General features: G+C 52.1%; 23 protein-coding genes. 16 read left to right on the top strand and 7 right to left on the bottom strand.

All coding sequences use genetic code 11. The features are described 5' to 3' along the window. Positions 1 to 3: 3 nt before the first annotated feature. The 7 genes from CR46_RS0105050 to map all read right to left on the bottom strand — a co-directional run bounded on the left by CR46_RS0105050 (position 4) and on the right by map (position 7,806). Positions 4 to 393 (bottom strand): hypothetical protein, encoded by a 390-nt coding sequence (locus CR46_RS0105050; RefSeq protein WP_035536339.1) that lies wholly within the window; start codon positions 391 to 393, stop codon positions 4 to 6. Beyond that, positions 390 to 1,562: a succinyl-diaminopimelate desuccinylase gene (gene dapE, locus CR46_RS0105045; protein WP_030070412.1), complete on the bottom strand. Its 1,173-nt coding sequence runs from the start codon at positions 1,560 to 1,562 to the stop codon at positions 390 to 392. Before dapE ends, CR46_RS0105050 begins: the two co-directional genes overlap by 4 nt. Beyond that, positions 1,549 to 2,574 (bottom strand): 2,3,4,5-tetrahydropyridine-2,6-dicarboxylate N-succinyltransferase, encoded by a 1,026-nt coding sequence (gene dapD / locus CR46_RS0105040; protein ID WP_030070411.1) that lies wholly within the window; start codon positions 2,572 to 2,574, stop codon positions 1,549 to 1,551. The genes dapE and dapD overlap by 14 nt, the downstream gene beginning before the upstream one ends. A 56-nt stretch (positions 2,575 to 2,630) precedes the next feature. After that, positions 2,631 to 2,978, bottom strand: a complete 348-nt coding sequence (locus CR46_RS0105035; protein WP_030070410.1) for a Spx/MgsR family RNA polymerase-binding regulatory protein — start codon at positions 2,976 to 2,978, stop codon at positions 2,631 to 2,633. Between the two features lie 27 nt (positions 2,979 to 3,005). Then, positions 3,006 to 4,202: a succinyldiaminopimelate transaminase gene (gene dapC, locus CR46_RS0105030; protein ID WP_030070409.1), complete on the bottom strand. Its 1,197-nt coding sequence runs from the start codon at positions 4,200 to 4,202 to the stop codon at positions 3,006 to 3,008. Positions 4,203 to 4,339: 137 nt separating this feature from the next. Next, the gene (locus CR46_RS0105025; protein WP_030070408.1) at positions 4,340 to 7,015 is read right to left on the bottom strand and encodes a [protein-PII] uridylyltransferase; all 2,676 of its coding nucleotides are present in this window, start codon (positions 7,013 to 7,015) and stop codon (positions 4,340 to 4,342) included. Then, positions 7,015 to 7,806 carry a type I methionyl aminopeptidase gene (gene map, locus CR46_RS0105020; protein WP_030070407.1) on the bottom strand — a complete coding sequence of 264 codons (792 nt, stop codon included), beginning with the start codon at positions 7,804 to 7,806 and terminating at the stop codon, positions 7,015 to 7,017. The genes CR46_RS0105025 and map overlap by 1 nt, the downstream gene beginning before the upstream one ends. A gap of 334 nt (positions 7,807 to 8,140) precedes the next feature. Between map and rpsB the strand changes: the two genes are divergently transcribed. The 16 genes from rpsB to dnaE all read left to right on the top strand — a co-directional run bounded on the left by rpsB (position 8,141) and on the right by dnaE (position 26,562). Continuing rightward, complete coding sequence (rpsB, locus tag CR46_RS0105010; RefSeq protein WP_030070405.1) at positions 8,141 to 8,890, top strand: 30S ribosomal protein S2; 750 nt, start codon at positions 8,141 to 8,143, stop codon at positions 8,888 to 8,890. Positions 8,891 to 9,109: 219 nt separating this feature from the next. Then, a complete protein-coding gene (tsf, locus tag CR46_RS0105005) occupies positions 9,110 to 9,979 on the top strand; it encodes a translation elongation factor Ts (protein WP_030070404.1) in 870 nt (289 codons plus the stop codon). Between the two features lie 122 nt (positions 9,980 to 10,101). Continuing rightward, positions 10,102 to 10,875, top strand: a complete 774-nt coding sequence (pyrH, locus tag CR46_RS0105000) for a UMP kinase (protein WP_030070403.1) — start codon at positions 10,102 to 10,104, stop codon at positions 10,873 to 10,875. Between the two features lie 4 nt (positions 10,876 to 10,879). Then, on the top strand, positions 10,880 to 11,437 hold the full coding sequence (gene frr / locus CR46_RS0104995) for a ribosome recycling factor (RefSeq protein WP_030070402.1): 558 nt from the start codon (positions 10,880 to 10,882) through the stop codon (positions 11,435 to 11,437). A gap of 101 nt (positions 11,438 to 11,538) precedes the next feature. Further along, the gene (uppS, locus tag CR46_RS0104990) at positions 11,539 to 12,324 is read left to right on the top strand and encodes a polyprenyl diphosphate synthase (protein WP_030070401.1); all 786 of its coding nucleotides are present in this window, start codon (positions 11,539 to 11,541) and stop codon (positions 12,322 to 12,324) included. Beyond that, on the top strand, positions 12,317 to 13,138 hold the full coding sequence (locus tag CR46_RS0104985; protein ID WP_030070400.1) for a phosphatidate cytidylyltransferase: 822 nt from the start codon (positions 12,317 to 12,319) through the stop codon (positions 13,136 to 13,138). The genes uppS and CR46_RS0104985 overlap by 8 nt, the downstream gene beginning before the upstream one ends. Further along, positions 13,135 to 14,331 (top strand): 1-deoxy-D-xylulose-5-phosphate reductoisomerase, encoded by a 1,197-nt coding sequence (gene ispC, locus CR46_RS0104980; protein WP_030070399.1) that lies wholly within the window; start codon positions 13,135 to 13,137, stop codon positions 14,329 to 14,331. The genes CR46_RS0104985 and ispC overlap by 4 nt, the downstream gene beginning before the upstream one ends. A 42-nt stretch (positions 14,332 to 14,373) precedes the next feature. Beyond that, complete coding sequence (gene rseP / locus CR46_RS0104975; RefSeq protein ID WP_030070398.1) at positions 14,374 to 15,732, top strand: sigma E protease regulator RseP; 1,359 nt, start codon at positions 14,374 to 14,376, stop codon at positions 15,730 to 15,732. 100 nt (positions 15,733 to 15,832) lie between these two features. Next, a complete protein-coding gene (gene bamA, locus CR46_RS0104970; protein ID WP_030070397.1) occupies positions 15,833 to 18,184 on the top strand; it encodes an outer membrane protein assembly factor BamA in 2,352 nt (783 codons plus the stop codon). A gap of 17 nt (positions 18,185 to 18,201) precedes the next feature. Further along, positions 18,202 to 18,708, top strand: a complete 507-nt coding sequence (locus tag CR46_RS0104965; protein ID WP_030070396.1) for an OmpH/Skp family outer membrane protein — start codon at positions 18,202 to 18,204, stop codon at positions 18,706 to 18,708. Positions 18,709 to 18,759: 51 nt separating this feature from the next. Next, positions 18,760 to 19,803: a UDP-3-O-(3-hydroxymyristoyl)glucosamine N-acyltransferase gene (gene lpxD / locus CR46_RS0104960; protein ID WP_035536333.1), complete on the top strand. Its 1,044-nt coding sequence runs from the start codon at positions 18,760 to 18,762 to the stop codon at positions 19,801 to 19,803. Positions 19,804 to 19,941: 138 nt separating this feature from the next. Then, positions 19,942 to 20,385: a 3-hydroxyacyl-ACP dehydratase FabZ gene (fabZ, locus tag CR46_RS0104955; RefSeq protein ID WP_035536331.1), complete on the top strand. Its 444-nt coding sequence runs from the start codon at positions 19,942 to 19,944 to the stop codon at positions 20,383 to 20,385. Next, the gene (gene lpxA, locus CR46_RS0104950; RefSeq protein WP_030070393.1) at positions 20,382 to 21,149 is read left to right on the top strand and encodes an acyl-ACP--UDP-N-acetylglucosamine O-acyltransferase; all 768 of its coding nucleotides are present in this window, start codon (positions 20,382 to 20,384) and stop codon (positions 21,147 to 21,149) included. The genes fabZ and lpxA overlap by 4 nt, the downstream gene beginning before the upstream one ends. Positions 21,150 to 21,213: 64 nt before the next feature. After that, positions 21,214 to 22,413: a lipid-A-disaccharide synthase gene (gene lpxB / locus CR46_RS0104945; RefSeq protein WP_030070392.1), complete on the top strand. Its 1,200-nt coding sequence runs from the start codon at positions 21,214 to 21,216 to the stop codon at positions 22,411 to 22,413. After that, positions 22,403 to 23,020, top strand: a complete 618-nt coding sequence (gene rnhB, locus CR46_RS0104940) for a ribonuclease HII (RefSeq protein WP_030070391.1) — start codon at positions 22,403 to 22,405, stop codon at positions 23,018 to 23,020. The genes lpxB and rnhB overlap by 11 nt, the downstream gene beginning before the upstream one ends. Positions 23,021 to 23,058: 38 nt before the next feature. Next, positions 23,059 to 26,562 carry a DNA polymerase III subunit alpha gene (gene dnaE, locus CR46_RS0104935; protein ID WP_030070390.1) on the top strand — a complete coding sequence of 1,168 codons (3,504 nt, stop codon included), beginning with the start codon at positions 23,059 to 23,061 and terminating at the stop codon, positions 26,560 to 26,562. Positions 26,563 to 26,692: the final 130 nt, after the last annotated feature.

The following is a 26,692-nucleotide window of genomic DNA, read 5'->3' as shown; positions in this document are numbered from 1 at the left end:
CGTTTAACGACCTGAATCGGGCCATTCAATAGCTTTTTCCTGGCCGCCAGGCAATACTTGCCAGAAGCGGTCGGGATCATCGCCTGGGTGCCAGCCACCTAGCGAGCAACGTACTTCCGTTTGCAAAGCTTCTGCAGCGTGCTGAGCGCACTCTTGGTCGGTACGCCACGGGGTGTGTTGGCTATCGAACCATAGGCTGGCAAAGCCATCGGCAGCTTTATCCACGAGTAATACTGGTACCGCGTCGCCCTGGTAGTGCCCGCGGGTTTTCCATTTGCCTTTGCCCGCGGGGCTAAGCGGTGGTGCGTTGAGGGCGTCGCGTAGCCATGTATTGATGTCGTCTATCGTTACGCTCGCCAAGTACACTTCGATATCCGGAAACCGCTCCATCATACGCTTACCTCGTTATCCGTTAACAGGGCTTGAAGCGTAGCTTCATAGATGCGGCTGAGCTCATCCAGGTCGCTGGCGCGTACGCGCTCATTCACTTTGTGAATAGTGTCGTTGAGTGGGCCAAGCTCTACTACTTGAGCGCCAAGTGTTGCAATAAATCGGCCATCTGAGGTGCCGCCGCTGGTCGAAAGCGCAGGGCGCTCGCCGGTAACGGCTTCTACACCGCGAATGGCAGCATCGACTAATTCGCCTTCTGCGGTCAGAAATGGTTCGCCGTTGAGGGTCCAGTCGATGTGGTACTCGAGGCCATGCTTATCCAAAATCGATTCGGTGCGGCTTCTTAGCATCTCATGGGTAACTTCCGTGGAATAACGGAAGTTAAACACAACTTCTACTTCACCTGGAATGACGTTAGTGGCCCCGGTGCCCGCGCGAAAATTAGATATCTGGAAGCTGGTGGCAGGGAAGAAGTCATTGCCCGAGTCCCAGTGCTCGTTAACCAATGCATCCAGTGCGGGCATCGCTTGGTGAATAGGGTTGCGCGCAAGGTGTGGGTAGGCCACATGACCCTGAACCCCTTTGATATGTAGAACACCGCCCAATGACCCGCGGCGACCGTTTTTAATCATATCGCCCAGTCGTGAAGTTGATGAAGGTTCACCGACAATACAGTAGTCCAGGCGTTCGTTGCGTTCGCGTAAATGCTCAACCACAGCACGGGTGCCATCAACGGCAGGGCCTTCTTCATCGGAGGTGATTAAAAATGCTATTCGACCATCGTGCTCTGGATAGGTCATCACAAAGCGCTCAACAGCAGTGAGCATAGCCGCTAGACTGCCCTTCATGTCTGCTGCGCCTCGCCCACAGAGCATGCCGTGCTCATCAATACACGGCTCAAACGGTGGGAATTCCCAGTTTGTGTGGGGCCCACTGGGCACGACGTCAGTGTGGCCAGCAAAGGCTAATACGGGGCCATGATGGCCTCTTATTGCCCAGAAATTTTTGACATCGCCAAACGGCAGTTGCTCGATATGAAAACCGAGCGCCGTTAAGCGCTCGATCATAAGGTCCTGGCAGCCTTCATCATCCGGCGTTACCGACGCCCGGCTAAGTAGCTCAAACGCAAGCTGCAACGTGGGCGACAGCGTTTCAGGCTCAGTTGTGGGCATGCAGTGCCTCGTTCAGCGCAATGGCGCTTTTATTGGTCAGGCACTCAATACGGCCGTTTTGTGAATTGCGGCGCAGTAATAAGTCATCTTGGCCTGCTAACTCGCGTGCCGCCACGGTGTTAACTTCCTGATTCTGATCGTCGAGCAGGGTAACTTTCGAGCCTGCGGTAATATACAGCCCCGCTTCTACGGTGCAGCGATCACCTAATGGAATACCGATGCCAGCATTGGCACCAATCAGGCAGCCTTCGCCCACCTTGATAATGATGTTACCGCCACCCGATAGCGTGCCCATGGTGGAACAACCGCCGCCCAGATCAGAGCCTTTGCCGACCATAACGCCTGCAGAAATGCGCCCTTCAATCATGCCGGGGCCTTCAGTACCTGCGTTGAAGTTGACGAAACCTTCGTGCATTACCGTGGTGCCTTCACCCAGGTAAGCGCCTAGGCGCACGCGAGCGGTGTCACCAATGCGAATGCCGGTAGGTACTACGTAATCGGTCATTTTAGGGAATTTATCGACGCAGTCGACGGATAGCGCGCGACCCGCTAAGCGTGCTTTCAAGCGGCGGGCGGGCAGCTCTTCGATATCAATCGCGCCTTCGTTGGTCCATGCGATATTGCGCAGCAGGCCAAACATCCCCGTCAAATCCAAGCCATGAGGCTTCACTAAGCGGTGAGAGAGTAGATGCAGCTTCAAGTAGACTTCAGGAGCGGTTTGCGGAGCTTGATCGCTTTCTAAAAACATTGCGACCAAGGGGCGATGGCTGGCGGCGAATGATTCAGCGAGTGCGGCCTGCTCAGAGTGGCCAGCAGCTTCCAATGCTTTTGCTAAGCGCGTGCAATCTTCGGGCAGAAAGCTGATCGATGCATTGCCGGTGGGGGCGTCTAACACCTCTTTGGCTGCGGTTACTAAGCTGTCTGCAGGATTAAGCAGCGGAGCTGGGTAGTAGATTTCCAGCCAGTCGCCCTGAGTATTTTGGGTGCCGATTCCAAGCGCGAAGCTCAGCATAACGCGTCTTCCTTTAAGTTTTGAATAACAATCAGTTGTTAAGATTCAGTGGCATATTAGCCGCTGAGAGAGTCGTAATCGCCGTCGCGGTATCCCACTAAAATAGTGTCGTCATCAACTTCTAGTAGTGGTCTTTTGAGCAGCGTGGGCTGTTCAAGCAATAGCCTACGGGCAGACGTAGCATCTAAGCTGTCTTTTTCTTCCTGGGGTAAGTCGCGCCAGGTTTTGCTGCGTTTATTGATGGCTTCTAATAGTGGTACACGCTCAAGAATGTGCTCGAGCAAACTGGCGGACAGGCCATCTTTGCGCAGGTCATGGGTCTTGAAAGGAATGCCTTTCTCTTCAAGCGCTTTGCGTGCCTTGCGGCAGGTGTCGCAGGTGTTGATGATATAGAGTGTCAGCATACAACCTCCTTATAAATCGGCGGCGTTCTAGCCGCGCTCCACTAATTGGCGCAGACGCTTAGCAGCCTCTAGCGTTGGCGCGAGTTCCGCCACTAATGCCAGGCGCAGCCGACCAGCACCTGGGTTAAGGCCGTTTTGCCCCATGCGGCCCATCAAACTGCCAGGTAACACGCTGACGTGTTGCTCGCTAAACAGCCGTTGGGTAAAGGCGATATCATCACCGTCGGGCACCGCTGGCCATAGGTAAAAGCTAGCTTCCGGTGTGGGGAAGTCCATTACTGGTGCGAGAACGTTGGTCACGGCGCTAAATTTTTCGCGGTACGCATCGCGGTTGGCGCGGACGTGGGTCTCATCCTGCCAGGCGGCAATAGAGGCGTGCTGAAGCGGTAGCGACATTGCACAGCCGTGGTAGGTACGATAGCGCTTAAACGGTGCCAGAAGATCAGCATCGCCTGCCACAAACCCAGAGCGTAGCCCTGGTAAGTTGGAGCGTTTAGAAAGTGAATGAAATACTACGCAACGTTGATAATCGTCGCGGCCAAGCTCTGCACAGGCTTGTAGCAGCCCAGGAGGGGGCGTGTTTTCATTCAGGTATAGCTCTGAGTAGCACTCATCGGAGGCGATGATAAAGTCGTGCTCATCGGCCAGTGCGATGAGTTGTTTGAATTCAGAAAGTGGCGTGACCGCCCCTGTGGGATTGCCAGGTGAGCAAATGAATACAATTTGTACATCGCGCCAAGTTTCAGCGCTTACCGCCGAAAAGTTAGGGCGAAAGCCGTTGTCTGCTGTGCAATCTAAATAGAGCGGCTCGCCCCCTGCTAGTAGGGTGGCTCCTTCGTAAATTTGATAGAAGGGGTTAGGGACAGCCACCTTGGCTGGGCGATGGCGATCCAGGGCTGCTTGCACAAACGCAAAGATGGCTTCTCGGGTGCCGTTAACCGGGAGTACCTGGCGTTCGGCATCTAATCCGGCAAGTGAGAAACGTCGCGTTGCCCATCGGGCAATCGTTTCGCGTAAAGCAGCTAGGCCGTTGGTTGCTGGGTAGCGGGCCATCTCTAATTGATGAGCCACCAGTGCTTGTAATGCCCCAGAATAAGGCGCGTGCTGCGGCTCGCCAATGGTGAGCGGAATATGCTCAAGGTCCGTCGGGGGCACCAGCGCCGCTTTCAGGGCTGCTAGCTTTTCAAACGGATAGGGGTGAAGGGCGTTCAGATCGGGGTTCATGGCGAGTCCGTTGATAGCCTAAAGGCGGTGCTGGAGGTCCGTAAAGCGGCCCATTAAACTGCCGATTATAGGCAAGCCCTGGGGCCACCTCAAACTTAACCACCAGGACTTGGTTTATTTAAACGCTTCTTGAAAGCTTACACGCCAAGCACTTCGATCAGCCGTTCGCGAAGCTGCTGCTGCCGTGTTACGTCGGTCAGTGGTTCACCGGATTTCGTGGTAATAAAGAAAACGTCTTCAACTCGCTCGCCCAAAGTAGCAATTTTTGCCGCAGAGAGGGCAATATCCTGTTCCATGAAAATACGTCCTACCCGTGCCAGAAGGCCTGGGCGATCTGGGGCTGTCAATTCTAGCAGCGTACGTTCGTTGGCTGGATCTTGTTCAATGACGACTTCTGTGGGCACTTTGAAGTGTTTCAGTTGGCGCGGTGTATGGCGCGTGACGATCTCTGGGTAGTCATCTGGGTCGTCCAGCTCTTCAACAAGGTGTCGACGCATCTCCTCAATATGCTCAGGATCGCGGATAGGCTGGCCATAATGATCTAGCACAATAAACGTATTTAGCGTCCAGTCGTTGTGCGAGGTGGCGATGCGGGCATCATGGATAGACAGGCCTAACTGCTCCATGGCAGCGGCAGTCGCCGCAAACAGATCATCTACCGAGCGGGTATGGATAAACACCTTGGTGCCACCTTCGGCCATATCGGCGGTGGGGGCGCTAATTAAGACCAGCGGCAATTCAGACGGCTGGTGGGCAAGAATACCTTGGGTCTGCCAGACAATTTCGCTAGGTGCGTATTGAAGGAAATATTCTTCGCCGAGGGATTCCCATAGTTGATCAATCTGAGCGCTATCTACACCGACGGTTTGCAGTAACGAGCGGGCTTCTGTGCGAGTTTCGCGCACCCAGTCATCTCGGTCAGGCGGATTTTTAAGCCCCCTTCGCAGCGCCCGCTTGGTTTCAGCATGTAGTTGACGCAACAGCGACGCCCGCCAGCCGTTCCAAAGGGTGGGGTTGGTGGCATTAATGTCAGCCACGGTGAGTACATAGAGATAGTCTAGGCGAGTCTCATCGCGCACGGTGAGGGCGAAATCGCGAATCACATCGGGGTCGCTGATATCGCGTTTTTGAGCCGTCATTGACATCAGTAGATGGTGCTCCACCAGCCAGCGCACTAGGTTGGTGTCGTGTTGAGAGACATGGTGGCGATGACAAAACTGCTCTACGTCGCGCGCGCCGATATCAGAATGGTCGCCACCGCGGCCTTTGCCGACGTCATGGAACAGCCCGGCAATCCACAGCAAATCCATTTTAGGCAATTGATGAATCAGTGTTGCGGCAACCGGGAAGTCGTCTTTAGCATCGGGCTTGCGAAAGCCGTGTAAAAATTTTAGTAAAAGGAGGGTATGAGCATCTACGGTGTAAATATGAAATAAGTCGTGTTGCATCAACCCAACCGCACGACCAAATTCGGGCAAGTACTTACCTAGAATACCGTAGCGATTCATGCGTCTTAGCTGGCGGGGTACATTGCCCGGTGAACGCAAGATTGACATGAAAAGCCGCTGATGGCGTGGGTCTTCGCGGTAGTGATCATCAATTTGATGACGGTGATCGCGAATTAGACGAATCGTGTCTGCACGTACGCCTTCTATTTCTGGGTGTTTAGCCATTAGCAGAAACAGTTCCAGCATGGCCGCAGGGCGCTCACGAAACAGATTGCGTGAGCGTACCTGGATGTAGCCGCCTTTCGTTTCGAAACGCTCATTCAGCTTAACGGTTTCCAGCGCTTCTTTACCGCGTAGAATAACCTCATCGAAGTGCTGTAATAGCATGTCGTTAAGCCCTGCTAAGGCGGTTACATGCCGGTAGTAGCGCTTCATAAACTGCTCAACGGCTAGGCGCTCAGGGGTGTCTCGAAAGCCAAACATCTCGGCAATAGTACGCTGATGATCAAATAGCAAGCGGTCTTCGGCACGGTCTGTGAGCATATGCAGGGCGTAACGCACTTGCCACAAAAAGGCCTGCCCCTGGCTGAGGATGCGCAGCTCGGCATCGTTCATAAAGCCATTCGCGACAATGTCGGCATAATGCTCAGTGCCAAAATGGCGCTTGGCGACCCAGCCAATCATTTGAATATCGCGCAGCCCGCCGGGCGAACTCTTAAGGTTTGGTTCTAGGTGGTACTCAGAATTGTTGTAACGGTAGTGGCGGGCAATTTGCTCTTGCCATTTTGCTTCAAAAAAGCGATCAGCAGGCCAAATGTGCTCGGCACTAAGGCGTTCACGCATCTTTTGGCGAAGATGTTCAGGGCCAGCGATGAGGCGTGATTCAAGCAGGTTGGTCATCACGGTAACATCAGCCTTAGCTTCACGTTCACAATCATTTAGTGAGCGTACGCTATGACCGATCTCAAGACCGATATCCCATAAGAAGGTAATAAAAGCGCTTAGCGATTCTTGGAAGGGAGTGTCATCGTCGTGCTCTAGCAGCAGCAACAGATCGATATCTGAGTGCGGATGTAGCTCGCCACGCCCATAGCCACCCACAGCCACCAGAGCAACACCTTCGTCAGGCCAATCGTGCTGTTCCCAGGCGATTGCTAGCAACTGATCCAGATACCACGCCCGTCCGCGGACTAAGTCGCGTATATCTGCCCCTGACCGAAACTGTTCATCCAATCTAGCTTGGAGTTCGCGCAGCGCCGCTTTAAACGGCGCTATCGGAGAGCGTGATCCGGCTAGCTCGGTACGAAACATAGCGAGATCGTACAGCGTGGTGTCCGGTTCAAACCGGTAGTGATGAAGAAGCATCAGCGATTCAAAAAACTGAAGTCTTCATCGCTGCGTGCGGTCAGCACGTCAACACCGGTATCCGTGACCAGCAGCGTATGCTCCCACTGAGCAGACAGGCTGCGGTCTTTGGTGACCGCTGTCCAGCCATCGCGTAGAACCTTGGTTTTGTAGCCGCCCACGTTAATCATGGGCTCGATGGTAAAGCACATGCCTGCTTCCAGTGGAATATCAGCATCTGGCGCATAGCCATCATAGTGAAGAAACTGTGGGTCCTCGTGGAAGTCTGCGCCGATGCCGTGGCCGCAAAAATCGCGTACCACAGAATAGCCGTGGGCTTCAGCATGTTGCTGAATTACTCGGGCGAGCTCCGACAGACGTACGCCTGGCTTTATCAGGGCAATGCTTTTGTACAAGCACTCTTGAGTGATACGGCATAGACGCTCGCCCTGAATGGTGTCGCCAATCACGAACATCACACTGGAGTCACCGTGGTAGCCATCCGTCGTTCTGACGGTGATATCCAGATTCATGATGTCGCCATTCTTTAGCTTTTTGGCGTCATCGGGAATGCCATGGCAGACCACGTGATTAATCGATGTACAGGTTGCTTTCGGAAAACCGTGATAGTTCAGCGGTGCAGGTGCAGAGCCTAAAGTGTTAACAATGTAATCGTGGCATAGGCGATCAATTTCTCCGGTGGAGATCCCTGCCTTGATGTGGGGAGTGATCATTTCAATGACGCTGGCGGCTTGGCGCCCGGCTTCGCGCATTTTCTCGATTTCAGAAGGCGTCTTGATAGGAACGTTCATGAATTCTCGATGTGGATTCTAAGTAAGTGGTGAACGGCAATGGTGAGCGGTAAATTAAAACCGTTACATGCGCTGTGACTTCATCTTGGTAATGATCTATGGTATAAAGCCGCGCGCTTTCCTGCAATCGCCATCCCACGCTTCTTTGTTGGTTGGTTATCTGCAGAAAGGCTATTTAAACGCAATGCAGGAAGTCTGCATTGTTAAACAGCAAGCCTTGAAAACACACATGCACCGGCACATGGTCCCGGGTGCCGCTGGCGACGTGTAACGACGCCACTGGTCGGATCCATGGGGTGCGTGGAGGCCTAACCCGAGTTTCAGGAGTTTTATCATGTCTCACGTTAATATGCGTGACCTGCTAAAAGCAGGCGCTCACTTCGGTCACCAAACCAAGTACTGGAATCCGAAGATGGGTAAATTCATCTTCGGCGCGCGCAACAAGATTCATATCATCAACCTTGAGCACACCCTGCCGGCGCTGAATGAAGCGATCGACGTGGTTGAGAAGATGGCGGCATCCAACAACAAAATTTTGTTTGTTGGCACCAAGCGCAGCGCTAGCAAGATTATCAAAGAAGAAGCAAACCGCGTTAACCAGCCGTTCGTCAATCATCGCTGGTTGGGCGGTATGTTGACCAACTTCAAGACCATTCGTCAGTCCATCAAGCGCCTGCGTGACTTAGAAACAATGCGCGAAGACGGCACGTTCGAGAAGCTGACCAAGAAAGAAGTCTTGATGGCAACGCGTGAGCAGGAAAAGCTTGAGCGTTCTATCGGCGGTATCAAGAACATGGGTGGCCTTCCGGACGCACTGTTCGTTATCGATGTTGACCACGAGCGCATCGCGATCAACGAAGCCAACAAGCTGGGTATCCCGGTTATTGGTGTAGTTGATACCAACTCCAACCCAGATGGCGTTGATTACGTGATCCCGGGTAACGATGACTCCATTCGTGCTATTCAGATCTACGTGAAAGCTATTGCTGACGCGTGTGGTCGTGCGAAAGAAGGTCGTCCGGATGAGTTTGTCGAAGTGACTGAAGAAGCCGCTTCTGCTGACACTGACGCTGCTGCCGAGTAACGGTTGCAGTGGTGCGGCGGTCAGTTAAAGCCGCATCATGTTTAAGAGGGGGCCTTACGCCCCCTTTTTCCCGCTTTGAGTTCGCTCAGGCGGGCCGATTATGCCGGACGCTTAATGCCGGCGAATGCTCTGCAAAGTGATACGCAACGGTCATCTACCGAGCTTATACTCTGTAGCGCGTTTAACTTTCAGCTAGAACCATTTCCGAGGTGAAAACTCATGGCAGCTATCAGCGCCTCTCAGGTTAAGGAACTGCGCGAACGTACCGGTCTTGGCATGATGGAGTGTAAAAAAGCACTTACTGAAGCCGACGGTGATATCGAAGTTGCAATCGAGAACTTGCGTAAAAGTTCTGGCCTTAAAGCCGCGAAGAAAGCGGGTCGTACCGCTGCAGAAGGTGCCGTTGTTACGCGTGTAGCAGAAGACGGCAGTTACGGTGTGATGGTCGAGATCAACTCCGAAACTGACTTCGTTGCTCGTGATGATAACTTCATTGATTTCTCCAATAAGATCGTTGACGCGTTCTTTGCGGCGAAAAACGAAGACGTTGCAGCAGTAATGGCTGGCGAACTCGAGTCCACTCGTGAGCAGCTAGTACAGAAAATCGGCGAGAACATCGGCGTGCGTCGTGCTGTTGTTGTAAACGCTGTTGAAGGTGGCCTTGTAGGCGAATACGTTCACGGCGGCCGTATCGGCGTCTTGACCGTTCTGAAAGGTGGTAACTCGGAAGCTGCTAAAGACGTTGCTATGCACGTTGCAGCGATTAATCCGTCGGTTGCCCATCCAGAAGATATGCCGCAAGAAGAGCTAGATAAAGAAAAAGCGATTATTCTGGCCCAGCCGGACATGGCCGGTAAGCCTGAGCAGATCGCTGAGAAAATGGTTCAAGGCCGTCTGAAAAAGTACTTGGCTGAGAACAGCCTGACCGAACAGCCGTTTGTTAAAGACCCGAACCAGTCGGTTGCTGAGTTTGTTAAGGCAGCGGGTGGTGAAGTGGTTAGCTTCACCCGTTTCGAAGTGGGCGAAGGCATCGAGAAAGAAGAAGTCGATTTTGCTAAAGAAGTTATGGAACAGGCTGGCCGTCGCTAAGGTCAGATGTTTTAGAAAGAAAATGGCGTGCGCGCGAGCGCACGCCTTTGTGTATCCGGCCCCTGTGAAAAATGGGGGTCGTCTCGCCCGCCTGTGTTCAGGTCTGCCTCAGGAGAGATGCCATGTCACGTGAAGTTCAAGAGTCCACCCCCGCGGTTGCTGTCAGTAAGACTGAAAAGTCGAAATCAAAATACAAGCGTATTTTGCTGAAGTTGTCTGGCGAAGCGCTAATGGGTGAGCACGATTTTGGTATTGATCCGAAAGTGCTGGATCGTATGGCGCTAGAGATCGGCCAATTGGTTGGTATTGGCGTTCAGGTGGGTATTGTAATCGGTGGTGGCAACCTGTTCCGTGGTGCGGCGCTTAATGAAGCGGGTATGGATCGGGTGACGGGTGACCACATGGGAATGCTGGCAACAGTAATGAATGCGCTAGCAATGCGAGATGCACTTGAGCGTTCTAATATTCGCTCGCGTGTAATGTCAGCGATTCCCATGAGTGGTGTGGTGGAGCATTACGATCGCCGCACTGCCATCCGCTACTTAACGTCAGGCGATGTGGTGCTGTTTTCCGCGGGCACGGGAAACCCTTTCTTCACGACCGACTCTGCCGCCTGCTTACGCGGCATTGAAGTAGATGTTGATGTCGTGATCAAAGCGACCAAAGTAGACGGTGTGTACAATAAAGACCCGGTTAAGCACGCCGATGCTGTGAAATATGACCAGCTCTCCTATGATGACGCGCTAGACCAAAAGTTAGGCGTTATGGATTTGACCGCAATCTGCCTGGTACGTGACCATAATATGCCGGTGCGGGTATTTGATATGAACAAGCCTGGTGCTCTACTAAATTTAGTAGTAGGGGGCAAGGAAGGCACGCTGATATATAGAGGGTAACCACGTGATCAATGACATCAAAAAAGATGCAGATTCTCGCATGAAAAAAAGTGTTGAAGCGCTTAACAGCAACTTCAACAAGATCCGCACAGGGCGGGCTCATCCCAGTATTCTAGATGCTGTTACCGTTGATTATTACGGTGGTCAGGTGCCGCTGAATCAAGTAGCTTCTGTTAACGTTGAAGATGCCCGTACGCTAACGGTAACGCCCTGGGAACAAGGCATGGTGCCTAAGATTGAGAAGGCGATTATGACCTCTGACTTAGGTCTGAACCCTTCTAGTGCTGGTAATGTCATTCGTGTGCCAATGCCAATGCTGACCGAAGAGACACGCAAAGGTTACATCAAGCAGGCACGTAGCGAAGCTGAACATGCGCGCGTGGCGGTTCGTAACGTACGTCGTGATGCCAACGGTGATTTTAAATCTTTATTAAAAGATAAAGAGATTACCGAAGACGATCAGCGCCAGGGTGAAGATGAAATCCAGAAGCTGACGGATAAGTATATTGCTGAGATCGATAAAGCGCTTGCCGCAAAAGAACAGGATCTCATGCAGGTATAGTTTTTAAAAATAGCTACCTGCTTTCAATCAACCACGGGGAGCCTCGCTGCCCGTGGGCCATCGCTTGGCTTTATTATGACTGATCTTTGGTACGAGAACCCATGACGTCTCCGCAGCTTCCTCAAGCGCAGCAGGAGAGCGCGCCGCCTTCTCGATCCGAGGAGGTGCCGCCATCCCATGTTGCTATTATTATGGATGGTAATAACCGCTGGGCGCGTGCAAGAGGGCTTTCTGGTGTGCGTGGCCACCGAGCGGGTGTCGAGGCCGTGAGAGCGGTTATTGAACGCGCTGCACAACGAGGCGTTCAGACATTGAGCCTTTTCGCTTTTTCTAGTGAAAACTGGAAGCGTCCGACTGCTGAAGTGAATGCGTTGATGGAGCTTTTTTTGATGGCGCTTAAGCGTGAGGTCAAAAAGCTCAACGAGCGTAATATCCGTTTGTCCATTATTGGCGAACAAAGAGGTTTTTCTCATGCTATTCAAAAGCATATTCAACGTGCTGAGGCATTGACCGCAGAGAACACTGGCATGCATCTAGTTATCGCTGCAAACTACGGTGGCCAATGGGATCTTGCACGAGCGGCTAAGCAGTTGGCGAAACAAGTAGCGGCAGGTGAGCTGGCAGCTGATGACATTGATGAGGCGTGCTTCGATGCGGCGATGAATACGCACAATGTACCGCCAGTAGATTTATGTATCCGCACCAGCGGCGAGCAGCGCCTATCTAATTTTATGTTATGGCAGCTGGCCTACGCGGAACTGCATTTTTCACCACTGCTATGGCCAGATTTCAATGGGGCGGCACTAGATGAGGCGCTTAATGATTTTTGCCTGCGTCGCCGTCGTTTTGGTATGACCGATGCACAAATAGAGGCGCAAGGTGCTTAAACAGCGGATAATTACTGCAGCCTGGTTAGCACCCTTAACGCTGATCGGCTTGTTCGGACTACAAGGTGGGGCCTTTGCACTATTTACAGCGTTAATTGTGCTGCTAAGTGCTTGGGAGTGGACCAACTTAGCTGGTGTAACTCGTCATGGAGCACGTTTTGCCCTGGTCGCAGTGATGGCAGTGTTGATGCTGGCGATGTGGTTAGGGGGGGCTGCTTTTGCCGCTTGGCCGCTGTGGCTGGCAGCTGTTGGGTGGCTGGTAAACCTTTACTGGGTGACCCACTACCCTGGCACCGTTGGTCAGTGGCAAGCCACCTCACGGCGATTGCTGATGGGAGGCTGGGTATTGCTGCCATGCTGGGTAGGATTCAATGTGCTCCGCGACAGTGGCGCAGTATGGCTGCTGTTTGTGTTGTTGCTGGTTTGGACAGCGGACATCGGTGCTTACTTTGCTGGCAGGCGGTGGGGGAAAAATAAGCTAGCACCGAAAGTAAGCCCAGGTAAGTCCTGGGAGGGTGTTTATGGTGGCCTGGCGGCCACACTGCTGTTAGCGATTGTGTTTGCTGCGTGGCAGCCCATTAGCCTTATGGGCGGCATTGCCCTCGTAGTGATCACCGGACTAGTTACGCTGGTGTCAGTACTGGGTGATTTGCTAGAAAGTATGCTCAAGCGCTATCGAAACATTAAGGATTCAAGCCAGCTCCTGCCAGGCCATGGTGGCGTACTGGATCGTATTGATAGCCTGACAGCGGCAGTGCCTATTTTTGCACTGTTCTATCTGCAGGTGATCCACTTACAGGTAAGCGTTCTATGAGTCAGTCAGCTGTTCAGCGCATTACTGTGCTTGGTTCAACAGGCTCAATTGGTAAAAGTACGCTTGATGTGATTGCGCGGTATCCAGATCGTTATCACGTTTATGCCTTAACGGCTCATACCTCCAAAGAAGTGCTCTTCACACAATGTAATGCTCACCGCCCTTCAATTGCCGTACTCAATGACCCTGCTGATGCTGTGTGGTTGCAGCATGCGCTTGCATCAGTAGGGTTGGATATTGAAGTGCTCGTTGGCCCTGAAGCATTGTGTCACGTTGCTCAAGATCCAAACGTAGATACGGTGATGGCCGCTATTGTTGGTGCAGCCGGACTACTGCCTGCATTAGCGGCAGCTGAGTCAGGAAAGCGTGTATTACTAGCCAATAAAGAAGCCCTGGTAATGAGTGGCGCGCTATTTATGGACGCCGTCTCACGCTCCGGCGCTACCTTATTGCCGATTGATTCCGAACATAATGCTATATACCAGTGTCTACCTATCGAGCATCGAGGTGGGCTGCGTCAGCACGGTGTTCGCCAGTTGCTGCTTACCGCCTCTGGTGGGCCGTTTCGCGGCTGGCAGGCAGACGATATTGCTAAGGTAACGCCCGAGCAGGCTTGTCATCATCCTAACTGGTCGATGGGGCGTAAAATTTCGGTTGATAGCGCAACGTTGATGAATAAAGGGCTAGAGCTTATCGAAGCGTGCTGGCTATTTGATGCAACGCCTGATCAGATACAGGTCGTGGTTCATCCGCAAAGCGTTATTCATTCGATGGTTGCCTATGATGATGGATCGGTCATTGCGCAATTAGGTAACCCGGATATGCGTACGCCGATCGCATATGGTTTAGCGTGGCCGGAACGCATTGACGCCGGAGTTGAAACGCTGGATCTTTTTCAAGTAGCGCGTCTGGATTTTGAGGCACCTGATGAATTACTTTTTCCTTGCTTGAGGCTTGCTCGTGAGGCAATGCACAAGGGGGGGGCAGCGCCAGCGATTTTAAATGCTGCTAATGAAATCGCTGTAGAGGCCTTTCTTGAAAAACAGCTTGGCTTCAGCGCGATTGCTGATGTAGTGGCTAGCGTAATGGCGTTGCCGTTTGAAGAGCAGGCTGACACGCTTGAACAGATACTAGCCGCAGATCAGTGGGCGCGAGAGCAGGCAGAACGCCTCGTTCATCAGCAAGCTGTTTAGCATCATCACCGTTGATCAGCGAGTCACGTAAAGGAGCAAAGAGTGGGCCTGATACAGAACATATTAGCGGTGATCGTGGTGCTTGGGTTGTTGGTAACCTTCCACGAGTTTGGTCATTTCTGGGTGGCGCGACGCTGTGGTGTCAAGGTACTGCGTTTTTCTGTTGGTTTTGGTAAACCCCTCTGGTCGACAGTTGATCGCCATGGTACCGAGTTTGCAGTAGCGGCTATCCCCCTGGGTGGCTATGTAAAGATGCTGGACGAGCGCGAAGCACCTGTACCTGATGAGCAATTAGACCAAGCATTTAACCGCAAAACCGTGTGGCAGCGTATTGCAATTGTTGCCGCGGGGCCGATTGCTAACTTTTTACTTGCGATAGTTGCCTATTGGGCACTGTTTGTTGCTGGTACTACAACGGTGATTCCTGTCGTTGGCGACGTTACGCCTAACTCCCCGGCGGCAGAGGCAGGCCTTACTCATGGCGCTGAAATTACCTCGGTCCAGGGAGATGCCATGCGCTCCTGGGAAGAGATTAATTTAAAGCTTGTCTCTATGATCGGATTCGATGGCGACTTAATACTTGAGGCGCAGCCAGAAGGGTCTAATGCTGCTCGGGTTTACCAGCTTCCCGTGAGCGACTATATGGTCCGTCAGGATCCGCCTCAACCGCTACAAAGCTTGGGAATTACGCCATGGCGTCCGAACGTTCCCGCAGTGCTAGGCCAAGTAGTAGAGGGGCAGCCGGCTTCTCAAGCGGGTCTTCGCGTGGGCGACCGTATTGTGTCGCTAAATGGCGAGCCAATTGACGACTGGATGCAGTTTGTTTCCGTTATTCGAGAGAATGCGGGTCAAACCTTAGACGTTGGTTATCAGCGTGGCAACGAACAGTCTAGTCTTTCTTTAACGCCAGCCCGTAATACGCTGGAGAGTGGCAGCGAGGTTGGTTACATTGGAGCCGGGGCGCAACAGGTATCTTGGCCCGAGGAGCAACAGCGTGAAATTCGCTATGGTCCTATCGAGGCTGTTGGCCAAGCACTATCACGTACAGGTGAGATGACGCTGCTAACGGTAGATGCTATTCGCAAAATGTTGGTAGGGCTTATTTCACCGTCGAACCTTTCGGGCCCGATTACTATTGCACAGATTTCCGGTGATTCTGCCCGGGCAGGTATGGAAGTATTTATAGGCTTCTTAGCCTATCTTTCCATCAGTCTAGGAGTGCTGAACTTACTACCGATACCTGTGCTCGATGGCGGGCATCTACTTTATTACTTTATAGAGGTTGTGCGTGGGCGGCCGGTCTCTGAGCAAACGCAAGCGGTAGGGTTGCGTATAGGGCTTGCCATGGTAGGCACCCTAATGTTGACGGCTCTCTATTTTGATCTGATGCGCCTGTGGTAATGACGCGTGTAGGGCGCTGGATGCCTTGTCATCTGCCTGCACAAATGTATATGGTGCCTATCTGGAATGATAGGCAGACCAACGCGAGCGAACTGACTGCATGAAAATCAAGACCCTTGGAATGGCGGCACTGTTGCTGATAGGTACCAGCAGTGCCCAAGCACAATCCTTTGATGTTTCCGACATTCGTGTGGAGGGACTGCAGCGGGTATCTGCCGCCTCGGTCTTTAATGCGTTTCCCGTCAATGCCAATGACCGCGTTAGCGAACAGCAGCTGGCTGCCGCGGCCAGGGATCTGTTTGCTACAGGTTTGTTTGAAGACGTTTCTCTTGCGCGCGAGGGCGACGTGCTGGTCATCCAAGTCGTTGAGCGACCGACCATTGCGCGCTTGAATATCGAAGGGAATCAGCAAATTTCTGATGAGGATTTGCGCAATGGTCTGCGCGAATCAGGCCTTTCTGAAGGACAGGTGCTGCAGCTTTCCACGCTAGAAGAGATTCAGCGTGAACTTGAAGGTGTTTATCAAGCTCAAGGGCGCTATAGCGCAAGTATTGACGTAGAAGTTGATGAAATTGATGAAGGCCGTGTTCAGGTTAATATCAATGTCAATGAAGGCGAAGTTGCTAAAATCCGGCAAATTAATATTGTTGGTAATGAAGCATTCGACGACGATACGCTGCGTGACGTATTTGAATTAAATGACCGCCCAGGGCGTATTTTTGGCTGGTTCTCCAGCGACGAGTACTCCCGCGAAGCTCTGGCGGGTGATATTGAGCGCTTACGCTCTTTCTACCTTGATCGTGGTTACGTTAATTTTGATGTTACTTCAACGCAAGTATCGATTGGTCCTGAAAAATCTGAAATTTTCATCACTTTAAACATTGATGAAGGCAACCAGTTCCAAATCGGCGATATTCGTTTTGCCGGTGACCTGCAAATTAACGAAAACGAAGCGCGCGAATTACTTGAAATTGAAAGGGGTGACACCTTTTCGCGCGGCGAAGTAAATGCGTCGACTGAAGCGCTTCGCCAACGCCTTGGCGCAGAGGGATTTGCATTTGCTGACGTACAAGGCATTCCTGAGCTATCCGACGATGGTGAAACCGTTGATATCGTCATTGCCGTGGATCCTGGTCAGCGCACCTACGTGCGCCGTATTGAATTCTACGGTAACACCACAACGCAAGATGAAGTGCTGCGTCGTGAAATGATTCAGTTAGAAGGCGCTCCTGCATCAACTGAATCGATTACCCAGTCACGCCAGCGCCTGGAGCGTCTCGGCTTCTTTAGTCAAGTTGAGGTCAGCACCCAGCCAGTCCCTGGTCAGCCTGATTTGCTAGACGTAACGTATAACGTTGAGGAGCAGCCATCCGGTTCTGTCTCTGCCAGTGTCGGCTTCTCACAAAGCGCAGGTGTCATTTATGGCGTTGGGCTGGCCCAAAATAACTTTCTGGGCACCGGTAACCGCGTTAATGTGGGCGCGCAACGTAGTGATACGTTTACCAGCGTTAATTTTGCCTTTACCGACCCCTACTGGACATTAGATGGTATTTCGCGCGGATATAATCTTTTTTACCGCGAAACCGATTACGGCGATTCCGATATCTCTACGTTCTCTACGGACGCTTATGGTGCCGGCATTAACTTTGGTTATCCGATTAGTGAACTTTCTCGCCTGAATTTTGGTGCTAGCCTTGAAGAGCTGACGGTTAAAACCTACAACGATTCTGCTTCAGAAATTATTCGTTATGTCGACGATCAAGGCGATAATGCGCAAAGCCTTAAATTAACGGCGAGCTGGACGCGTAATAATTTAAATCGCGGCATTATGCCGACAGCAGGCAATTATCAACGTCTATCACTAGAAACAGGTGTGCCGGGCAGCGATGCCGAGTACTACAAGGTTCGCGCCCGTGCACAGCAGCTGTTTCCAATTAACGATGATCAGACCTGGGCGCTGAAGTTTAGTGGAAATTTGGGATATGCCGATACACTTGGTGGCAATGATCCTTACCCGTTTTATGAGAACTTTTATGCCGGTGGCTTAGGTTCAGTGCGCGGCTTTACCTCCAACACGTTGGGTCAACGCACAACTCCTACCCGTGATGGGGGGCGTGATCGTACATTGGGCGGCAACGTATTAGTGGAAGGCTCTGCCGAAGTGCTCTTCCCCATGCCGTTTGTGGAAGATAAGCGGTCAATTCAACCCTCCCTCTTTTTGGATGCAGGTAATACCTTCTTAAGTTCTTGCTATGATGTGCAGGAGGCAGATGTTGGGCGTCAGCAATGCAGCTCTGGGGTCGACCTGGGCGACTTGCGCTACAGTGTAGGCATTGGACTGTCGTGGCTAACACCGGTGGGTCCGCTGACCTTCAGTGTGGCAGAACCGCTAAACGAAGAGAGCGGTGACGATACGCAGTTCTTCCAGTTCTCGCTGGGCCAAACATTCTAATATAAGGAGTAATATTGATGCGTAAACTGACAGCCGCCGTGTGCTTACTGGGCGCGATGACACTACCTACCTATGCCGTTGCTGCAGAAGTGGCTGTGCTCGATTGGCGCGCCGCCTTAATGAATACACAGTCAGCCCAGTCGTCACTAAGCCAGTTGGAAGGGCAAATTGGCAACCAGCAGCGTGAGGCCCAAGCATTAGGCGAAGAGCTTCAACGCTTGCAAGAGCGACTGCAGCGTGAAGGCGAGACAATGTCCCAATCTCAGCGAGACCCACTCATTGCTGAACTGCAGCAAAAAGGTAGTCGTTTTGAGGAATTGCGCCGTGAAGTGCTTCAAGCACAACAGGCTTCTGAGCAGCGTTTCTTAGAGGGCGCTGAGTCAAAGCTTGAAAGGGCTGTTGAGCAAGTGCTTGAGCGCCACAGTATTGATGTCTTGGTAGAGCCTCAAGGGGTATTGCACTCATCAACAGATCTGCCTAACGTGACCAATGAGGTTACGCAGATTTTTGATTCGCTAAACTAAAATTATGATTGATGGTGCGGCTAGCCCGCACCCATGTTTCACTGGGCTCCCATGACGCACGCTTTTCACGATCTAACCCTTAACGATGTCGCACGTCACTTGGGCATTGACTTCGAGGGTAACGCCGACCAGCCAATTAAAGGTTTGGCCACACTTAAAGATGCGACGTCGGATCACGTTGCTTTTCTAGCCAACCGTGCATACCTAAAAGATTTGGCGACTACAAAAGCAGCCGCTGTATTGTTACATCCTGAGCATGCTAAACATTGTCCTGTGGCACGCTTAGAGATGAATAATCCTTATTTGGGTTACGCCAAACTCTCACAGCTATTTGATCCATTGCCTGCTCGGGATATTCCCGGTATTCACCCGTCAGCTGTGGTAGCGGACAGCGCTATTTTAGGTGAGGGAATTTCTGTTCAAGCACATGCTGTGATTGAAGCAGGTGTAGTGCTAGGTAAGCATGTGGTGGTTGGCGCTGGCAGTGTGATTGGTGCCGATAGTGTAATTGGGGATGATACGCGACTACACGCTAACGTTACTGTTTGCCACGGCGTTGTAGTGGGAAAACGAGCCATCTTGCATAGCGGCTGTGTGATTGGCGGCGATGGTTTTGGTTTTGCTCACGACGGTGCTGGTTGGCATAAAATTGCTCAGCTAGGCGGCGTCGTGCTGGGTGATGACGTTGAGGTTGGCAGTTGTTCAAGTATTGATCGCGGTGCCTTAGGCGATACGGTGATTGGTAACGATGTCAAAATTGATAGCCAAGTACAAATTGCCCATAACGTGACGATTGGGGATCACAGCGCTTTAGCAGGCTGCGTTGGTATTGCTGGTTCTACTAAGGTGGGCAAGCACTGCATGCTCGGCGGTGGCGTTGGGCTTTCTGGTCACCTCACCATTTGCGATGGTGTGCAGGTAACGGGTATGAGCTTAGTGACCAATTCGATTCATGAGCCAGGTGTTTATTCGTCGGGTACTGGTGCTATGAACAATACCCAATGGCGTAAAAATGCGGTGCGATTCAAACAGCTCGATGAAATAGCCAAGCGCTTGTCTCGACTAGAGAAAAGCCAGCGCAGTGAGTCGTTATGAGACGTTATGCCAGCAATTTATAGGCAGGTAACTTGAGGCTGTATAGCAGCAGGTTATAATTCACTGCTTTTTTACCAGCAAACTTGCTGGTGCGTGCCTGATATTACTCAGGCCTTTTGTCATTTAGAGGTCGTTACGATGGTTATGGATATTAACGAAATTCGCGAATACTTGCCCCACCGCTACCCATTCTTGCTGGTGGATCGAGTAACGCAATTAACCGTGGGCGAAACCATCGTTGCGTATAAGAATGTTAGCATCAACGAGCCGTTTTTTAATGGCCATTTCCCTCATCACCCTATTATGCCAGGTGTTTTAGTACTAGAAGCGCTGGCTCAGGTGTGCGGAATTTTAGGTTTTAAAACAGTCAATAAACTGCCAGCTGATGGCTATGTTTATTATTTGGTAGGAAGTGATAATGTACGCTTCAAGCGCCCCGTGATGCCCGGTGACCAATTAGTGCTGGAGGCAAATGTGATTCGTGGTAAGCGTGGTATTTGGAAGTTCGCCTGCCGTGCGACGGTTAACGGTGAGCTAGCCTGCGAGGCAGAAATTATCTGTGCTGAGAGGAAGGTAGCTTGATACATCCTACTGCACTGGTTGATCCTAAAGCGCAGCTTGCTGATGATGTCGAGGTGGGGCCATTTAGTGTGATTGGGCCAAATGTCACTATTGGCGCTGGCTCTGTGATTGGCTCTCACGTCGTTATTAAAGGACCTGCCGTTCTAGGCGAGCGTACACGAATTTTTCAATTTGCTTCGGTAGGCGAGGATTGCCAGGATAAAAAATACGCTGGCGAACCAACACGCTTAATTATGGGGGATGATAACGTTGTTCGTGAAGGCGTTACCCTCCATCGTGGTACCGTACAAGATCGCGGTGAAACCACCATTGGATCGCGTAACCTGTTTATGGCGTATGTTCATGTCGGCCATGACTGCGTGATTGGCAACGACTGTATTCTAGCGAACCAAGTCACTTTGGCAGGTCATGTTGTACTCGGCGACCATGCTATTTTAGGTGGTTTGGCGGCTGTTCATCAGTTTTGCCACTTTGGTGAACATGCGATGGCCGGGGGTGGGTCTATTATTACCAAAGATACCCCCGCTTACGTGATGATCAATGGCAATCCTGCTGAAGCACGAGGCCTTAATCTGGTTGGCTTGAAGCGGCGTGGTTTTAGCCGTGATGCAATCAATGCCTTAAGCAGTGCTTATAAGTTAGTGTATCGCCAAGGTTTAACCGTTGAGCAGGCAGTTAGCGAAATGCGCAGCCGGTTCGATTTGCCAGAAGTCACCACGTTTGCCGACTCAATTGAGCGGTCTACGCGCGGTATCATCCGCTAACAACGTTGATGGCTAGTTAGCATCAACGATGGACTCAAATGCTCATATCTCTTCCTTTCTCATCATGACACTTCAGCGCGTATACATTGTCGCAGGCGAACTCTCTGGCGATATTCTCGGTGCAGGGTTGATGCATGAGCTTACGCTGATGCATCCCAACGTTGAGTTTCGAGGTCTAGGCGGCCCACGTATGGAAGCGCATGGGCTGACGAGCCGCTTTCCCCTTGAAACATTATCGGTGATGGGCCTGGTGGAGGTCGTCAAGCACCTGCCTGAACTCATTCGCGTGCGCCGCATACTGCGCGAAGAAGCACTCGCCTGGCAGCCGGATATTATGATTGGCATCGACGCGCCCGACTTCAATATTGGCCTTGAAAAACAGCTACGCGCTGCCGGACTGAAGACAGCCCACTATGTGAGCCCTTCGGTATGGGCATGGCGGCAAGGGCGTGTGAAAAAGATCGCCAAGGCGGTTAATGGCATGTTAACACTGCTGCCGTTTGAAGCTGATTTTTACCATCAGCATCAGGTGCCGGTTGCTTTCGTTGGTCATCCATTAGCGGATGAATTACCGCTTGAGAATGATCGCCAAACGGCTCGCCAAACACTCGCATTGCCTGCTCAAGTTCCTGTTTTGGCAATATTGCCTGGTTCGCGGGGCAATGAAATACGCTTTTTGGGTGATACATTTTTACGCGCTGCCGAATTGCTCTGTCAGCGTAATGAAGCGCTGCATGTGGTCATTCCCGCAGCGACCCATCAGCGGTATCAAGAAATCATCCAGCTTCTGGCAAGCTACCCTATGTTAAGCAAGCGGGTCATGCTCTTGGAAGGTCAGGCACGAGAGGCAATGGTAGCCAGCGATGCTGTATTGCTTGCCTCGGGCACCGCGGCACTAGAGGCCATGTTATGCCATCGGTCAATGCTGGTAGCTTACAAAATGGCACCGATGACCCACTGGCTGGCAAAACGCTTAGTGAAAACTAAATGGATTTCATTACCTAACTTAATCGCTCAAGAGAGTGTGGTGCCAGAACTGATTCAGGATGCGGCAACGCCAGAAGGGATTGCTGAGCAGCTCGACGAAATGATTAATAATGCAGCAGAACGCCACGCCCTAGAAGCGCGCTTTGCCGATATGCACCGTGGTTTACAGCGCAATGCCAGCCAACGTGCCGCGCAGGCTATAGCCTCTCTGGTGGTGGGCCAGCCATTGGATTGCAGTGGCGAAGTTGCCCAAGAAGGAAGCCATCATGGCCGTTAAGCCGACTGCCTACCCTCCTTTAGTGATCGACTACCATGGCGACTTTCTAGCAGGCGTTGACGAAGTCGGGCGTGGGCCTCTGATCGGCAGTGTTGTTGCATCGGCGGTAATTCTTGATCCTAGTCGCCCGATTGAGGGGCTAACGGATTCCAAAAAACTTACCGCTAAAAAGCGCGAAGCGCTGGATGTACAGATTCGTGAGTGCGCATTAGCGTTTGCTGTGGCAGAAGCCAGCGCTGCTGAAGTCGACCAGCTAAATATTTATCATGCCACTCATCTTGCTATGCGGCGTGCCATTGATGCCTTAACACCCGCAGCAGAATATTTATTGGTAGATGGTAATCGGCTGCCTGGGCATGAGCTGCCTGGGCAAGCGGTAGTGAAAGGCGATGCTCGTCATCCTGCGATCGCTGCTGCATCGATTTTGGCTAAAGTCGCCCGCGACGCACAGATGGCCGAGCTGGATCTGCGCTATCCTGACTATGGCTTTGCCCGTCACAAAGGGTACCCAACGAAAGAACATTTGGCGGCACTATCTGCCCACGGGCCGCTTGCCGAGCACCGCCGGAGCTTTGCGCCAGTTCAGCGTCAGTTAGCGCTGCTGTAAGCTTTTTCTATTTATCTAGCCTTGTTGCTGAGAGTCCCATGACGGTTCCGTTTGTTCATCTACGTTTGCACAGTGAATACTCCCTGGTTGATGGCTTGGTAAAACTCAAGTCACTGGTCAGCACCACCGCGGAGCGTGGGATGCCAGCACTGGCCTTAACCGATGAAGCTAACCTGTTTGGTCTGGTTAAGTTCTATAAAGCGGCCCAGGGTGCTGGCCTTAAGCCGATCATCGGTAGCGACTTATGGCTGCACAACCCTCATGATGAGGCTCATCCATATCGCATTACGCTGCTGGCGATGAACGATGTTGGTTATCGCAATCTCACTGAATTGATTTCTAAAGGTTGGACGGATGGCCAGCGCCACGGGCGAGCCATTCTGGACAAGCAGTGGGTGCTAGCGCAAAGCGAAGGATTGATTGCACTATCAGGCGGGCGTGAAGGCGAAATAGGTCGTCACTTGCTGTCTGAGCATGAGCGCGAAGCCCGGGAGCTGTTAGAAGAGTGGCAGCGCGCCTTTCCAGAACGTTTTTATCTGGAGTTAATCCGTACCGGGCGGCCGCTTGAAGAAGAGTGTGTTCACGCGAGTGTGAAGCTGGCGATCGCATCAAATACCCCGGTGGTCGCAACCAATGACGTGCGCTTTTTAGAGCGGGAAGACTTCTGGGCCCACGAAACCCGCGTTGCCATTGGTGAAGGCAAGGCCTTGGATGATCCTCGCCGTGAACGACGCTATACCGAAGAGCAGTACCTGAAAAGCCCTGAGGAGATGGCAGCACTGTTTGCCGATATTCCTGAAGCGCTTGAAAACAGCGTCATGATTGCTGAGCGGTGTAGCGTTGACGTGCGCCTGGGGGAAATTTTTCTGCCGGAGTTCGAAATACCCGACGGGATGACCCAGGATGAGTTTTTCCGCAAAGTCTCCCATGACGGTCTCACTGAACGGTTAGATTTTTTGTTCCCAGCTGAACAGTACCCTCGCGATAGCGATGCTTATCGCGAGATTAATCAGCGCTACCGTGACCGGCTTGAATTTGAGCTGAACGTTATTATCCAGATGGGCTTCCCTGGCTATTTTCTGATCGTGATGGACTTCATTCAGTGGGCCAAGGATAACAACGTGCCAGTTGGCCCAGGGCGGGGTTCTGGTGCGGGCTCCTTAGTGGCTTACGCGCAAAAAATTACCGATCTTGATCCGATTGGCTACGACCTGCTATTTGAGCGCTTTCTTAACCCTGAACGTGTCTCCATGCCTGACTTTGACGTCGATTTTTGCATGGAAAAGCGTGACAAGGTGATTGAATACGTGGCGAATCGCTACGGCCGCAATGCGGTATCTCAGATTGTTACCTTTGGCACCATGGCCGCGAAAGCGGTGGTGCGCGATGTGGCGCGTGCCCAGGGGCGGCCCTACTCGTTGGGCGACAAGCTCTCCAAGCTGATTCCCTTTGAAGTGGGAATGACGCTTGCCAAAGCGATTGAGCAAGAACCAGCCCTGAAAGAGTTTATTGGCAACGACGAAGAAGCGGAAGAGATCTGGGAAATGGCCCTTAAGCTTGAGGGCACCACGCGGGGGACTGGTAAGCACGCGGGGGGCGTCGTCATTGCCCCCACCAAGCTAACCGACTTCTCGCCGCTGTTATGCGATGAAGATGGTTCAGGTCTCGTGGTTCAGTTCGATAAAAACGACATCGAAGACGCCGGGCTAGTGAAGTTCGACTTCTTGGGCCTGCGGACGCTGACGATTATCGACTGGGCGCTGGAAATGGTCGATAAAGTGCGTGGGGTAAACGGTCAAGCGCCGCTCAATATCGACGCTATCCCGCTAGACGATAGTAAAACGTTTGAGATGCTGAAACGAGCGGAAACCACCGCTGTTTTCCAGCTGGAATCTCGTGGTATGAAGGAGCTGATTAAGCGCCTGCTGCCAGACTCTCTCGACGATATGATCGCCTTGGTAGCGCTATTTCGCCCAGGCCCGCTACAGTCGGGCATGGTGGATGACTTTATCAACCGTAAGCATGGCCGTGCCGAAGTCTCTTATCCACACCCAGATTATCAGCATGACCTTCTAAAACCGGTGCTCAGCCCGACATACGGCATTATTTTGTACCAAGAGCAGGTCATGCAGATTGCTCAGGTAATGGCTGGCTATTCATTGGGTCAGGCCGACATGCTGCGCCGCGCCATGGGTAAGAAAAAGCCCGAAGAGATGGCCAAGCAGCGTTCAGGCTTTATGGAAGGGTGTGCGGCTAACGGTATCGATAAAGACCTTGCTGGAAATATCTTTGATCTTGTTGAAAAATTTGCTGGTTACGGCTTTAACAAGTCGCACTCAGCCGCTTACGCTTTGGTGTCGTATCAAACTGCCTGGCTGAAGGCGCACTATCCTGGGCCGTTTATGGCCGCCGTTATGTCAACGGAAATGGATAACCTGGACAAGGTGGTGCCGCTGATAGAAGAGTGTCGCCACCTCAAACTGACGGTTACACCGCCGGATGTTAATGTCGGTGGCTACAAGTTTACCGTAGATACCGAAGGGCGCGTGGTGTACGGCTTAGGTGCCATTCGCGGTGTCGGTGAAGGCCCGATTGGGGCGATTGTTGAAGCTCGTAATACGGATGGTCCGTTTAAAGACCTGTTCGATTTTTGTCGGCGCATGGATCCCAAGCGCATGAACAAGCGTACGCTGGAAGCGCTGATTCGGTCGGGTGCGTTAGATAACTTGGGTCCGAATCGGGCGGTGTTATCCGCTGCGATGGAAGATGCCTTGAAAGCCGCTGCGCAAAACCACGCCAATCAAAACCTGGGTATGCTGGATATGTTTGGCGATGCGTTTAGCGCAGAAGAGGAAGCGACAGACCCTTACGCTGAGTATCAAAGCGCTCGTGAGTGGACGGATCGTGAGCGCCTTTCTGGGGAAAAAGATACGCTGGGCCTCTATCTAACCGGTCATCCCATTGATGAATATGAGCGTGAGCTAAAACGCTTTGTTTCTACTCGCATTAGTGATTTGAAGGCTTCGCGTGAGCCGCAGCGGGTGGCGGGATTAGTGGTAGCTATGCGCACCATGAAGTCCAAGCGTGGCGATACCATGGCGTTTATCACACTAGATGATCGTACTGGGCGCATCGAAGCTTCGCTATTTGGCGAACTATTTGATCAACTGCGGGGCCAAATTGAGTCTGATCAAGTGATCATCGTTGAAGGTGAAGTATCCAACGATGACTTTTCCGGCGGTTTGCGCTTGCGGGGCAAAGACGTGACGCCGATGGTGACCGCACGTATTCGCTATGGCGAAGCGGTGGAATTAGCATTGGATGCTGAACAGATCAACGGACGTCTAGTCGATAGCCTACGCGAGAGCCTTACGCCATACCGCGATACCGGCGGATTGCCAGTTCGGCTGCAGTATCGTCACTCAGAAGCGGTCGGTTGGTTAGCATTGGCGGATGACTGGAAAGTAGCTCCCAGCGATGATCTGCTGTTAGCCCTTCGTGATGTGCAAGGGCAGGTAGGTGTTCAGCTACGCTACCGTTAGGAAATGCACTAAACGTATACGAGCCGGTGTCAGATGGAAGACTAAATGACCGTGCGGCACGCTAATTGAAAGGGTACTGCCTTGCGTGGCAAGTTCAGGGTGCGATAATGCCCCTATACATGCCCGTTTC

Origin of the sequence: Vreelandella neptunia (genome assembly GCF_000712975.1) — a bacterium.
GTDB lineage: Bacteria > Pseudomonadota > Gammaproteobacteria > Pseudomonadales > Halomonadaceae > Vreelandella > Vreelandella qaidamensis.
This window is presented reverse-complemented; position numbering and strand designations above follow the sequence as displayed.

Bases quoted from the DNA above. Each gene is read 5' to 3' on its own strand.
- CR46_RS0105025 (WP_030070408.1), bottom strand. From the start codon at position 7,015: ATGCTTCTTCATCACTACCGGTTTGAACCGGACACCACGCTGTACGAT.
- CR46_RS0105035 (WP_030070410.1), bottom strand. From the start codon at position 2,978: ATGCTGACACTCTATATCATCAACACCTGCGACACCTGCCGCAAGGCA.
- ispC (WP_030070399.1), top strand. From the start codon at position 13,135: ATGAGTCAGTCAGCTGTTCAGCGCATTACTGTGCTTGGTTCAACAGGC.
- lpxD (WP_035536333.1), top strand. From the start codon at position 18,760: ATGACGCACGCTTTTCACGATCTAACCCTTAACGATGTCGCACGTCAC.
- rpsB (WP_030070405.1), top strand. From the start codon at position 8,141: ATGTCTCACGTTAATATGCGTGACCTGCTAAAAGCAGGCGCTCACTTC.
- map (WP_030070407.1), bottom strand. From the start codon at position 7,806: ATGAACGTTCCTATCAAGACGCCTTCTGAAATCGAGAAAATGCGCGAA.
- CR46_RS0105050 (WP_035536339.1), bottom strand. From the start codon at position 393: ATGATGGAGCGGTTTCCGGATATCGAAGTGTACTTGGCGAGCGTAACG.
- rnhB (WP_030070391.1), top strand. From the start codon at position 22,403: ATGGCCGTTAAGCCGACTGCCTACCCTCCTTTAGTGATCGACTACCAT.
- uppS (WP_030070401.1), top strand. From the start codon at position 11,539: ATGACGTCTCCGCAGCTTCCTCAAGCGCAGCAGGAGAGCGCGCCGCCT.
- dnaE (WP_030070390.1), top strand. From the start codon at position 23,059: ATGACGGTTCCGTTTGTTCATCTACGTTTGCACAGTGAATACTCCCTG.
- tsf (WP_030070404.1), top strand. From the start codon at position 9,110: ATGGCAGCTATCAGCGCCTCTCAGGTTAAGGAACTGCGCGAACGTACC.
- dapD (WP_030070411.1), bottom strand. From the start codon at position 2,574: ATGCTGAGCTTCGCGCTTGGAATCGGCACCCAAAATACTCAGGGCGAC.
- CR46_RS0104965 (WP_030070396.1), top strand. From the start codon at position 18,202: ATGCGTAAACTGACAGCCGCCGTGTGCTTACTGGGCGCGATGACACTA.
- bamA (WP_030070397.1), top strand. From the start codon at position 15,833: ATGAAAATCAAGACCCTTGGAATGGCGGCACTGTTGCTGATAGGTACC.
- dapE (WP_030070412.1), bottom strand. From the start codon at position 1,562: ATGCCCACAACTGAGCCTGAAACGCTGTCGCCCACGTTGCAGCTTGCG.
- pyrH (WP_030070403.1), top strand. From the start codon at position 10,102: ATGTCACGTGAAGTTCAAGAGTCCACCCCCGCGGTTGCTGTCAGTAAG.
- fabZ (WP_035536331.1), top strand. From the start codon at position 19,942: ATGGTTATGGATATTAACGAAATTCGCGAATACTTGCCCCACCGCTAC.
- dapC (WP_030070409.1), bottom strand. From the start codon at position 4,202: ATGAACCCCGATCTGAACGCCCTTCACCCCTATCCGTTTGAAAAGCTA.
- lpxB (WP_030070392.1), top strand. From the start codon at position 21,214: ATGACACTTCAGCGCGTATACATTGTCGCAGGCGAACTCTCTGGCGAT.